This is a genomic window from Ochrobactrum teleogrylli (assembly GCF_006376685.1).
Lineage (GTDB): Bacteria > Pseudomonadota > Alphaproteobacteria > Rhizobiales > Rhizobiaceae > Brucella > Brucella teleogrylli.
The window spans coordinates 361,080-373,415 of the sequence record NZ_VEWL01000002.1 but is presented as its reverse complement, the minus strand read 5'-3'; the positions used below and the strand labels follow the sequence as shown (position 1 = coordinate 373,415).

Below are 12,336 nucleotides of genomic sequence, written 5' to 3'. Positions count from 1 at the left end.
GCCGTTTTGACGGTTTGCTTATTTTTCCGGTTCCGGCTTTAGCAAACACCAAAGATTGCGCCGTTCAAGTACCACAGCGGCGAAAATATTCTCGATTGCGACGTCTGTCTCTTTTGTCGTGATGAGAACGAAAAAATATCCCGCACTTTTACCGGAACGGCTCCAAGTTGCGCCATGTTACGGATCGGCCCCCCGGTTTCAACCCTGTCGCGCCAAAATGCCGGATAAAATCAGTTGGATGAGCGATCGCGGTTGTCGAAAAGACGAGCGCACTCTATTTGAAGAGGAACAGCGTTTCTTGCTCGCTGCTTTTCGGGAAACGGCGTTTTTTACGACGGCCCGATGTGCGAGCGAGAATGGTTCGAAGCCCCGGAATTGCGGGCCAATGGAAGGATGATTGATAGTGTGGAATGCAGTACGGGCCGTTTTCTCCTTCCTTGGTCGCATGATTGCGGGTTTGGCCCGGCTGATAGCCGTTCCACTGGCCGCTTTATGGCGGGTTTATCTGAAGTTCGGAATATTGTGGAAAGCCGTGATTGGCGTCGTCGTGGTCGGTCTGGCCGCGCTCTATATTTATTTTATCTGGCAGACTCAGGTCTGGACCAATTTCGACCCGGACTATCCGGCAAAGTATAGCTATCAGACCGCAAACACGCCCGGCGAGGAAGTAAACTCGACGCCTGCCGTCGCGCCGGAGCCAGCACCTTCCACCGCGCCCGCGACCGAGAACAGCAATCAGCCATCTGCTGAAACACCGGCGGCAAGCCAGCCGGTTCAGGCGGCGCAGATACCGTCATCGGCCCGCAAGTGCTCGCGTTCGGCGATTGCCGAGGTTGCCGCCGACCTTACCGATTTCAACGTGAACCAGAATGCGTGGATTTCTTCCATGCTGCTCTACAAGACCGGTTTCTTCGGTCTGGACTGGGATCGCACACCGTTCCTCGACAATAAGGCTTCGTTCCAGCGCGGCATCAATGCCGCTGTGCGCCGCACGGCGATTGAACTGGTGGACAATATAGGTCGTCTGCGCGGCACGTCGCAGATTGATGGCGATCTGCAAAAGGCCCGTGGCAATCTGCAGTTTGCGGAGGATTCCTGGTATTTCGGCCTGAGTCCGTTCGGCCCCAAGACCCCGACGCCCAGCTATTATCGCTCGGCGATCAAGGATCTGCGTTCGTTCAACACGCGTCTTGAAAACTGTCAGGCGACCTTTGATGCCCGCGCCGACAATCTGATCCAGTTTGTCGATCGCATCGCCAGCGACCTTGGTTCGACGTCCGCAATTCTCAAGGACCGGGCGGAAAACTATCATAATGGCTGGTTCGACACCCGTGCGGACGACCGTTTCTGGTTCGCCTATGGCCAGCTTTACGCCTATTACGGCCTGCTCCGCTCGGCGCATTCCGATTTCCGCGGCGTGCTGGCCGAAAAGCACCTTGATGGCGTGTGGGACGAGATGGAAAAGCAGATGCGCTCGGCGCTCGACATGCAGCCTTTCATCGTTTCCAACGGTAGCCCGGATGCATGGTTTACACCGTCGCATCTGACCACGATGGGCTTCTATATTCTGCGCGTTCGTTCCAATCTGGTCGATGTGAAGCAGGTTCTGGAGCGCTGACGGGCAATGGAACTGCCTCCGATTTTGCGTCAGGCGGTGGATGCCGCGCTTGAGGGCGTGGCATTGGCCGATCTCAAACGCGCTTCCGATCTTCTGTCGCGCCGCTATCGCGCGGAGACCCGGGACGGTCGCCTGCATATTTCCGACGATCTGGCCGCGAAGGCCTATCTGGCGGCGCGTCTGCCCGCGACTTATGCGGCGGTGCGGGCCGGTCTCGACGGTGCTGCTGAAGTCCGCCCGGATTTTGCGCCGCAATCCATGCTCGATGTCGGGGCAGGGCCAGGGACGGCCCTGTGGGCAGCCCGCGGATGCTGGCCGTCGCTTGAAAACGCCACGATGATCGAGGCAAGCCCGGCCATACGCGCGGTCGGCAGCAGCCTCGCCGGAAACAGTGGCTTTGCATCGCTCGACTGGCGGGCGGGCGATGTGGTGAAGGAAAAGCTCGATTTTCCGCAGGCCGATCTCGTCACCATCGCCTATGTGCTCGATGAACTGGCCCCCGATGACCGTCGCAAGCTGGTTGCGCAGCTTTGGGCGTCCACGCGGCAGATGTTCGTGATTGTCGAGCCAGGAACACCTGCGGGCTGGCAGCGTATTCTTGATGCGCGCAGGGCGCTGATCGAATTGGGTGCCGTGATTGCCGCGCCCTGTCCGCATCAGCTGGAATGCCCGCTGGTCGCACCGGACTGGTGCCATTTCTCGCGGCGCGTGGCGCGTTCGCGCATTCACCGCATGACCAAGGATGCGGAAGTGCCGTGGGAAGATGAAAAATTCATCTATCTGGCGGCAGTGCGCCAGCCGTCCGAGGCGGTTGAAGCGCGGGTCATTGCGCCGCCGCGGGTCGGCGGCGGCAAGGTTTCAGTGAAGCTCTGCAAGGGTGACGGAACAGCGGAAGAGCGCCTGTTCACCAAACGCGATGGCGATTTCTTCCGCTGGGCGCGCCGCGCCGATTGGGGCGACGCTTATCTTGAAGAGCCTGCGCGTTAGAGCGGTTCCTGTTTTGATGGAATCGTCGGAACCGCTCTATCTATTTGTTTTTACGCATTATCCGACGCAAAACCGCTTCGCACTTTTGCTGGAAATGCTCTAGGAAGCCTGCAACACCACACGCGGGGCAGGGCGGTTGATGATGAACACCATCGCCGCCGCCGCAAGGCACATGGCGCCAGCCAGAACGAGTGCCGGCGTATAGCTGTCATAGTCGGTGCGGACGAATCCCGCAAAACCGGCAGCCGCTGCCGCGCCGATCTGGTGTCCGGTAAACACCCAGCCAAAGACCAGACCGGCCTTTTCCGGGCCGAAACGTTCGGCGGCGAGCTTTACAGTCGGCGGCACCGTTGCGACCCAGTCCAGACCGTAGAAGACGGCGAACAGCGCCAGTTCATAGACCGAGAAGTCGGTGAAGGTCAGATAGATCAGCGACAGGCCGCGCAGCGCATAGAACCAGAACAGCAGCCAGCGATTGTCGAAACGGTCCGACAGCCAGCCGGACATGATCGTGCCGATCAGGTCGAATGCGCCGATGACGGCAAGGATACCAGCCGCACCGACCGGCGCGATGCCATAGTCGCCGCAAAGCGTGATCCAGTGGGTCTGGATGAGGCCGTTTGTCGAAAAGCCACAGACGAAGAAGGTCAGGAACAACACCCAGAATGTGGCCGTGGAGGATGCTTCACGCAGGGTGACGAGTGGCGAGGCGAGCATGGCGCCAAAGCTCTTCTTCGGTTCCGGTGCGGGCAGCGGTGCCGTGCGGCCATAGGGCTTGAGGCCGATATCTGCCGGGTGATCGCGCATCAGTGCCAGAACCAGCAGCAGCGCAACGGTCAGAAACCCGATGACGATGGTGAGCGACGTGCGCCAGCCGATGCTCTGGCTGACACTGGCGAGGATCGGCATGAAGACGAGCTGGCCGGTTGCATTGCTGGCCGTCATCAGGCCAACAACGAGGCCACGGCGCTTTTCAAACCAGCGCGCGGCAACGGTCGCGCCCAGCACAAGCGCAGTCATGCCGGTGCCGACGCCGATGACGATGCCCCAAAGGCCCACCATCTGCCATTCCTCAGTCATGAAGATGGAACCGACGAGGCCGCTGGCGATCAGGATCAGCGCTGCGGTTACAACGCGGCGCAGGCCGAACTGGTTCATGAAAGCAGCGGCGAAGGGACCCATCAGGCCGAACAGAACCAAACGCAGCGCCATGGCGAAGGAGATATTGGCGTTGGTCCAACCGAATTCGCGCTGGAGCGGTTCGATCAATATGCCTGCCGAACCCATGGCGGCAGCCGTTGCCAGCATGGTCAGGAAGGTGATGGCGGCGACAACCCATCCATAATGGATGTTTCTCTGTTCGAGAACGCGTGCGAGGCGGGCAGATATCATCTTGAGCGCTTTCGGTTAGGACCATTTTTGCCAAAATGGCCACGGATAGGAAGGCGAGCGGCGGCGTTCGTAGCGATCACAGCCCGCTCCGTCATTGTTTCCAGTCAATTTTAAGTAGGGGATCGCGTCCACCGACTTCAGAGTGCCTGAAGCAGCGCCTGCAACTGTTGAACCCCATCATTTCCAAGTTTGGTCTCGATTTCTTCCTGGGCTTTGTCCCAGAGGGGACCGCCACGGGCGAGAAGGTCCCGGCCCGTATCGGTCAATCTGATATTGGTTTCGCGGTGATCCTGACCGTCGCCGGGCTCGATCAGGCCCATCCGCTGCAGCACCTTGGCATTGCGCCCCATGGTTGAACGATCAAGCTCCGCCATGCGCGCCAGTTCGGTGATCGACAGCGTTCCCGCACGGTCGAGCCGACGCAGCAGACTGAACTGTGCGACATTGATGCCAAGCGGTGCCAGCGCCTCGTCATAGATGGCCGAGGTCTTGCGTGATGCCTGACGCAGAAGGATGCAGAAACAGGAATGTGCCATGATGCGGGTATATACCCGTAATCATCTTTTGACAAGCACTCTCTTGCAGGGAAGGTGATGATCCTGACAGCAGCTGACCGCGATAAGCGGCCTTTTAAACCGCGATATGCGCGGTTTCCTTGACTTCTTCCATGACGGCATAGGTGTGCGATTCCCGCACACCGGGCAGCGAAAGCAGCGCTTCAGAGAGAAAACGACGATAATGGTCCATATCGGAAACGCGGGCTTTGACGAGATAGTCGAAGCCGCCCGCCACCATATGGCATTCCAGAACGTCGGGATTGTTGCGCGTAAAAGTCGCAAAGGTCTCGAAGACTTCCGGCGTCGTGCGGTCGAGTTTGATCTCGATGAACACAAGCATGGCGCGGTCGAGCATCTTGGGCGACAGCCGTGCCGAATAGCCCAGAATGTAGCCTTCGCGCGTCAGGCGCTTGACGCGTTCGGCTGTGGCTGTCTGCGAGAGATTGATGCGATCGGCAAGCTCGGTATTGGTCAGGCGCCCGTTCTCCTGAAGGGCCTGCAGGATATTCCGGTCCATGGCATCAAGGTTCTTCATGCGTGTGTCCCCAAATGGTCGCCTGTTCGTGGCGACTCTTTTCTTCATGCATTCATTCTGAATTAAGTCACGGGAATGAATCTGAAATCGGGGCTGGGCGCAAGACGAAACTTGGTGGAAGGCCGACAAATTTACGGGGGCAGTCGCGGCTTGTGTCAAATACGAACAGGTAAGATCGAATCAATTACTAGTTGCCAAGATTATGCAACCCATGGTAGTGTTTGGCCATACTAAAAATCGTATTACACTTATAAATTTAGTCATTTGGGGGGCGTGGAGCCTCGTTGTGATCAGGCAAGGCACCCCGCTTCCTTGTCTGTATGTCCTCATTAAGGACAGGGAAAAGTCCGGACCTTCCGTGGTGTCCGGACTTTTCTTTTGCCCGCTGCGCAGGTCTAGCAATAATTCTGACAGGTGTATGCCTGACAGAATTATCAGGTATCGCATTGCTGCCGCCGTGGAAAAAGCGGGCTTGAAATTTTCCGGTTGCAAGGGGCGGGGCGGAGCGCTAACACTAGCGCCCATGAACATTTCGCACATTCGCATCAACGGTTGGTGGTGGGCTCGCTAAAAGCGGCCACGCAGGCGTTTGCGCATATGCGTTCAGGAGACAGGGCCGCTGGGATTATCCGGGCGGCCTTTTTGTTTGGCTGCCCGAATGGGACCGAAGCCCGGAAATATTCGAAAAACCAAAGCAATTGGGATTAGCCGACCATGAATGCGAAGATAGCGGATAGCGAGATATTTCAGCACGAAACGGCCGGCGGCATTGTCGTCGAGCGCGTGCGCCATCTCACTGCGTATAAGGGCGCCATCGAAACCTACATCGATGTGCTCAATGAAAGACGCGGTGCAGTGTTCTCGTCCAATTACGAATATCCGGGCCGCTACACGCGATGGGATACGGCAATCGTCGATCCGCCGGTGGTCATCACCTCGCGCCAGCGCACCATGCGCATCGAGGCATTGAACGCCCGCGGCGTGATCCTGCTACGCCCCATTCTGGAGACCGTGCAGGCCTTGGGCGAAGTGACGGTGGACGCATCCACCGAGGACCGCATCGAACTGACCATCGCGGAGCCGACCGGCGCATTCACCGAAGAAGAGCGCTCGCGTATGCCTTCGGTATTTACCGTACTGCGCGCCATTGTCGGGCTTTTCTTCTCGGAAGAAGACGCCAATCTCGGCCTCTACGGTGCTTTCGGCTATGATCTGGCATTCCAGTTCGATCCGATCCAGTACAAGCTGAAGCGCCCCGAAACCCAGCGCGATCTGGTGCTGTTCATTCCCGACGAGATCTTCGTCGCCGACCATTACGCCGCACGCGCCTGGGTGGATCGCTATGAGTTCAGCTGCGGCGGGTCTTCCACGCATGGTCTGGCACGGGCAACGCCTTCCGAGGCGTTCAAGCCATCGGAGCGCACCTTGCCACGCGGCGATCACAATCCGGGCGAATACGCAAAGCTCGTCGAGCGCGCCAAGGATAGCTTCAAGCGGGGCGACCTGTTCGAAGTGGTACCGGGCCAGACTTTCTATGAGCGCTGCCACACCGCACCGTCGGAAATCTTCCGCCGCCTGAAGACGATCAATCCGTCGCCTTATTCCTTCTTCATCAACCTTGGAGAAAACGAATATCTGGTCGGCGCATCGCCGGAAATGTTTGTGCGCGTCAATGGCCGCCGCATCGAGACCTGTCCGATTTCGGGCACGATCAAGCGCGGCGAGGACGCGATTTCGGATTCGGAGCAGATCCTGAAACTGCTCAATTCAAAGAAGGATGAATCCGAACTGACCATGTGTTCGGATGTGGACCGCAACGACAAAAGCCGCGTCTGCGAGCCGGGTTCGGTGCGGGTGATCGGTCGCCGCCAGATTGAAATGTATTCGCGCCTGATCCACACGGTCGATCATATCGAAGGTCGCCTGCGCGACGGCATGGACGCCTTTGACGGCTTCCTCAGCCACGCATGGGCTGTGACCGTGACAGGCGCGCCGAAATTGTGGGCGATGCGTTTTCTGGAAGAAAACGAGCGCAGCCCGCGCGCGTGGTACGGTGGCGCCATCGGCATGATGCATTTCAACGGCGACATGAATACCGGCCTGACGCTGCGCACCATTCGCATCAAGGATGGCGTGGCTGAAATCCGCGCCGGTGCGACGCTGCTGTTCGATTCCAACCCGGAAGAGGAAGAAGCCGAAACCGAGCTGAAAGCATCGGCTATGATCGCGGCTGTCCGTGAGGCACAGAAGAGCAATCAGATCGCGGAAGAACGCGTTGCCGCCAAGGTGGGCGAGGGCATCTCGGTCCTGCTGGTGGATCACGAAGATTCCTTCGTGCATACGCTGGCCAATTATTTTCGCCAGACGGGTGCAACCGTATCCACGGTGCGTTCGCCGGTTGCCGACGATATTTTCGACCGCGTCAATCCTGATCTCGTGGTGCTTTCGCCCGGACCCGGCTCGCCGCAGGATTTCGACTGCAAGGCGACCATCGACAAGGCCCGCAAGCGCGAACTGCCAATTTTCGGCGTCTGCCTTGGGCTGCAAGCGCTGGCGGAAGCCTATGGCGGCACACTGCGCCAGTTGCGCATTCCGATGCACGGCAAGCCGTCGCGCATTCGCGTGTCGAAGCCGGAACGCATTTTCTCCGGTCTGCCGAAGGAAGTGACGGTCGGACGTTATCATTCGATCTTTGCCGATCCGGAGCGTCTGCCGGACGATTTCCTCGTCACGGCGGAAACCGAAGACGGTGTGATCATGGCTTTCGAGCATAAGAAGGAGCCGGTGGCGGCTGTTCAGTTCCACCCGGAATCGATCATGACGCTCGGCCATAATGCCGGTATGCGCATGATCGAAAATGTGGTCACGCATCTGGCGGGCAAGCATAAGAAGCGCCGCAGCAACTACTGAGCGGGCCCGTAATCATCGGCATACTCAACCGGTCGCAGGCACCCTGTGGCCGGTTTTGTTTGGGGTGTCGAGGGCGCATTTTCGCTGCTTGCTGTAGCAACTCATTTGCAACTGTAATGCCTTGCATTTGCAGAAGAAAATTAAATGCGATAACTGAAAAAACAGGGGTACGAACTTGGACCAAACTGGGCTATAGAGCGGTCATTAAAATGCTATTGCATAGGACTTGACCGGCTTCGGGAAGTTATCCCGGGTTCGAGTCGATACGCATGAGTGATGGGCCTCGAATTGGCCAATTCCCGATTTTCGGGCCGTAATTAAGACAAATCAAAGGTTCGTCATGGACGCGAGTGCAAGAGTTCGGCGGCTAGCCGCGTGGTCGATTCCGGTTGCTCTGGGAGTGATGGGTCTGAAATATGTGGCCTATCTGCTCACAGGCTCCGTGGCCCTTTATTCGGATGCGCTCGAATCCATCGTCAATGTAATTGCGTCCATGGGCGCGTGGTGGGCGATCAGCGTCAGCTATAAGCCCGCCGACGAAAACCACCCCTTCGGCCATCATAAGGCGGAATATATATCGGCTGTTGTTGAAGGCGTGCTGATCAGTGTCGCGGCGCTGTTGATCTTTCGGGAAGCCTGGTTTGCACTGGAAACGCCACGCCAGCTCGAAGAGCCATGGCTTGGCCTTGGCATCAACGCTGTCGCTGCCGCCATCAACGCTGTTTGGGCGATGCTGCTGATCCGCATCGGGCGCAGCGCGCGCTCCCCGGCGCTGGAAGCCGATGGCAAGCATATCATGACCGACGTTGTCACCTCGGCTGGCGTGCTGGTTGGCTTGGTTGGGGCGGTCGTCACCGGCTGGGCGATACTTGATCCACTGCTCGCCATTGTCGTGGCGCTGAATATTCTGTGGCAGGGCTGGCATGTGATCAATTCGTCGGTACAGGGCCTGATGGATATTGGCGTCGAGCCTGTCGAAGAAATGCGCATCCGCGATGTCATTTCGGCCAATGCCGCTGGCGCCATCGAAGTGCACGACCTGAAAACCCGTATTGCCGGACGCGTCACCTTCATCGAGTTTCATCTGGTTGTCGCAGCCGACATGAGCGTTGGCGATGCGCATGTGATCTGTGACCGCATTGAGGATGCGCTGAAGCAGCAGATCAGTAGTGCCCGCGTGGTGATCCATGTCGAGCCGGAGGACGAAGCGAAGCTGCCTTTGGGGACAAGTGCTGTGCCATTCGCCTGATTTAAAAACAGGTATGACTGAGGCAGCTGTCGTAAATCCATCTTGCGTCGGCCAAATCGCGCGTGTAAAAGCTTGACCATGATGACGAAGAACGCAACATCTCTGGAACATTCGGCTGCCGCCACTGGCGCGCGCGTCGATGTTTGCGTTCTCAACTCGCTTCTTACCCTCGGCCTTAGCGGCGATCGCCGGGCTCGTTGAAGGAGCGTCCGGCGGTCGAAAACGGTCCCGCTGGCCTGTGCTCCTTTTCAGAAAACCCTTATAATCGATCATGAATATCCGTGCTTGACGAGCTGTAATGCCGTCCAGAAGCCGGGAGGAAACGAGAAATGAACCAGTCCGTTATCACGCCGCAATCCGTAGCCAAAGCCGAACGTAAAGGCATGCGGGACGCAGCCACCAAATATTCGCCGTTCCCGGCCCCGAAGCTCGATGACCGTACCTGGCCATCGAAGCGGATCGAAAAGGCGCCGATCTGGTGTTCGGTCGATCTGCGTGACGGCAATCAGGCGCTGATCGACCCGATGGGCCATGACCGTAAGGAGCGCATGTTCCGTTTGCTGGTCGATATGGGTTTCCCGGAAATCGAGATCGGCTTCCCATCCGCTTCGCAGACGGATTTCGACTTCTGCCGCTGGGCGATTGAACAGGGCAATGTGCCGGACGAACTGGATTTGCAGGTTCTGGTGCAGTGCCGCCCGGAACTGATCACCCGCACGTTCGAAGCTTTGGAAGGCGCAAAGACGCCGATCATCCATTTCTACAATTCCACCAGTGAATTGCAGCGCCGCGTGGTTTTCGCCAAGGATGTGGGCGGAATCAAGCAGATCGCGACCGATGCCGCCAAGATGATCATGGATATGGCTGCCAAGGCAGGCGGCGGCTATCGCTTCCAGTATTCGCCGGAAAGCTTTACCGGCACGGAACTGGATGTGGCGCTGGAAATCTGCAATGCGGTCATCGAGATCGTGAAGCCGACGGCGGACAACAAGCTGATCGTCAATCTGCCGTCCACGGTGGAAATGAACACGCCGAATGTCTATGCCGACCAGATCGAATGGATGTGCCGCAATCTCGACAATCGCGAGAACCTGATTATTTCGCTGCATCCGCACAATGACCGCGGTACGGGCATCGCTGCGACGGAACTGGGCCTGATGGCCGGTGCCGACCGCGTGGAAGGCACTTTGTTCGGCAACGGCGAGCGCACCGGCAATGTGGACGTGGTGACGCTGGCGCTGAATATGTACACGCAGGGCATCGATCCCGAGCTGGATTGCACCGACATCAATCGCATGAAGGATGTCTACGAATATTCGAACCAGCTGAAGATCGCGGAGCGCCACCCCTATGTCGGCGAGCTGGTCTATACCGCCTTCTCCGGTTCGCATCAGGATGCGATCAACAAGGGCATGAAGGCGCGCAAGTCGGCCAATTCGCCGGTTTGGGAAGTGCCTTATCTGCCGATCGATCCGCAGGATGTGGGCCGCTCCTATGAAGCGATCATCCGCATCAATTCGCAGTCGGGCAAGGGCGGTATCGCCTATATCCTGCAGGCCGATTACGGCTTGAACCTGCCGCGCAATCTGCAGGTCGAGTTCCGCGAAATCATCCAGCAGATCACCGACGACGAAGGCAAGGAATTGCCTTCGAAGCGCATTCATGAAGAGTTCCAGAAGCTCTATGTGACGCAGTCCGATGCCCGCATCAAGTTCGTGGATCACCACACCATTCCCGATCCGGAACAGAAGGGCCGCCGCATTCTCACCGCCGAAATCACCGATAACGGCGTGACCAAGAATATCGAAGGCAAGGGCACCGGTCCGATCGACGGTTTTGTCGACGCGCTGTCCAAATATCTCGGGGTGAAAATGTCGGTGGTGGATTATTCCGAACATTCGCTCCAGCAGGGTTCGGACGCATCGGCCATCTCCTATGTCGAAATGGCGCATCCGGGTGGCAAGCTGTTCGGCGCGGGCATCAATGACAATATCGTCAGCGCCTCGCTGGAGGCCATCGTATCGGCGGCTAACCGCGTGATCGGCAAATAGGCCGAACGTCTGTACGAGTTGAAAAGGCGGCCATTGGCCGCCTTTTTCATGTGTAGAGTTCCTGTTCGGAGATCTTGAAAATGCGCTCGCTCACATCTTCAATGCCGTGCTGTTCCCACAGGCAATACCAGCCGCCGTCCGGTTTGCGGTCGATGTTGAAAATATTGTAGCGGGCAGGGGGCTTGTGGCCGCCATAGTTCTGGCTGGCCGACGGGACACAGATCACCGGCACTTGGCCGTTCGGTCCGTCGATTTCATATTTCGTCGCCAGATGGGTGTGGCCGTGAATGACCAACTCCGCGCCGTGCTTTCGAATGATCTTCTGAAAACGGCGGATACCGTATAGGCGCTTGTGGGTCGGCGTTGCGCCGTGGATCGGCGGATGGTGGATCATCACAACCCGGAAAAGCCCGCGCGCGCCTGCCTCATCCAGTGCTGCGGCGAGGCGCTTGGCCTGCGCGGAGCGAAAATCGCCGCTCGCCATGAAGGGGGCTGTGGCGCGCGCCGACGAGACGCCGATCATCGCGACATCATCGCGCACCCGCATATAGGGAAATTGCGGCCGCTTGCCCTTGTTGTCGATGCCGTCGCCGCGCATCCACGGTTCCCATTTGCGGCAGGACCGGTCGAGTGCGCCGGGCACATAGGCGTCGTGATTGCCGGGCACGACCGAAACATCGTTAGAATTGCCCAGCTTCGACAGCCATTCGGCGGCGATGTCTATTTCCAGATTGAGAGCCAGATTGACCAGATCGCCGGTGACGGCAATATGATTCGGCGCTTGCGCCAGCATGTCGGCTACAAGTTTATCGAGTACCGTTCCATGCATTGCACCCTTGCGGTTGCGCAGCCAATTGATATAACCAGTGATGCGCTTTGATGCCAATTCGCGATATCTCACACGCGGCAGTGGCGAAAGGTGGATATCGGAGATGTGAGCGAGGCGAAACATATGGCCCGTTTACTGGATAATTTCTGAAATAGAAACCGTATTTAGCGACTTTTTGTTGATGCGATTGCTGCATTGATAGCTGCAT

General features: G+C 58.0%; 9 protein-coding genes. 5 read left to right on the top strand and 4 right to left on the bottom strand.

Features of this window, described 5'->3' with window-relative positions; genetic code table 11:
- Nucleotides 1–397 precede the first annotated feature (397 nt).
- Both FIC94_RS05855 and FIC94_RS05850 read left to right on the top strand, forming a co-directional pair.
- On the top strand, nt 398–1,618 hold the full coding sequence (locus tag FIC94_RS05855; protein WP_109369528.1) for a DUF2333 family protein: 1,221 nt from the start codon (nt 398–400) through the stop codon (nt 1,616–1,618).
- A gap of 6 nt (nt 1,619–1,624) precedes the next feature.
- Entirely contained in the window at nt 1,625–2,605 is a 981-nt protein-coding gene (locus tag FIC94_RS05850) for a small ribosomal subunit Rsm22 family protein (protein WP_140024241.1), read from the top strand.
- Nucleotides 2,606–2,704: 99 nt separating this feature from the next.
- Here the strand turns inward: FIC94_RS05850 and FIC94_RS05845 are convergent, their stop codons facing one another.
- The 3 genes from FIC94_RS05845 to FIC94_RS05835 all read right to left on the bottom strand — a co-directional run bounded on the left by FIC94_RS05845 (nt 2,705) and on the right by FIC94_RS05835 (nt 5,089).
- Nucleotides 2,705–3,997 carry an MFS transporter gene (locus FIC94_RS05845; RefSeq protein ID WP_140024240.1) on the bottom strand — a complete coding sequence of 431 codons (1,293 nt, stop codon included), beginning with the start codon at nt 3,995–3,997 and terminating at the stop codon, nt 2,705–2,707.
- 137 nt (nt 3,998–4,134) lie between these two features.
- Entirely contained in the window at nt 4,135–4,533 is a 399-nt protein-coding gene (locus FIC94_RS05840) for a MarR family winged helix-turn-helix transcriptional regulator (protein WP_140024239.1), read from the bottom strand.
- Between the two features lie 94 nt (nt 4,534–4,627).
- On the bottom strand, nt 4,628–5,089 hold the full coding sequence (locus FIC94_RS05835) for an Lrp/AsnC ligand binding domain-containing protein (protein WP_078338776.1): 462 nt from the start codon (nt 5,087–5,089) through the stop codon (nt 4,628–4,630).
- Between the two features lie 714 nt (nt 5,090–5,803).
- Between FIC94_RS05835 and FIC94_RS05830 the strand changes: the two genes are divergently transcribed.
- The 3 genes from FIC94_RS05830 (at nt 5,804) to leuA (ending at nt 11,299) form a co-directional block, all read left to right on the top strand.
- Nucleotides 5,804–7,999, top strand: coding sequence for an anthranilate synthase component I (locus tag FIC94_RS05830; RefSeq protein WP_109369524.1), 2,196 nt, complete (start codon nt 5,804–5,806; stop codon nt 7,997–7,999).
- A gap of 340 nt (nt 8,000–8,339) precedes the next feature.
- Nucleotides 8,340–9,248 (top strand): cation diffusion facilitator family transporter, encoded by a 909-nt coding sequence (locus FIC94_RS05825; RefSeq protein ID WP_121536542.1) that lies wholly within the window; start codon nt 8,340–8,342, stop codon nt 9,246–9,248.
- Nucleotides 9,249–9,577: 329 nt separating this feature from the next.
- Complete coding sequence (gene leuA / locus FIC94_RS05820) at nt 9,578–11,299, top strand: 2-isopropylmalate synthase (protein ID WP_140024238.1); 1,722 nt, start codon at nt 9,578–9,580, stop codon at nt 11,297–11,299.
- Nucleotides 11,300–11,345: 46 nt separating this feature from the next.
- On the opposite strand, the gene FIC94_RS05815 is transcribed toward leuA, so the two are convergent.
- Nucleotides 11,346–12,251, bottom strand: a complete 906-nt coding sequence (locus FIC94_RS05815) for a metallophosphoesterase family protein (protein WP_140024237.1) — start codon at nt 12,249–12,251, stop codon at nt 11,346–11,348.
- Nucleotides 12,252–12,336: the final 85 nt, after the last annotated feature.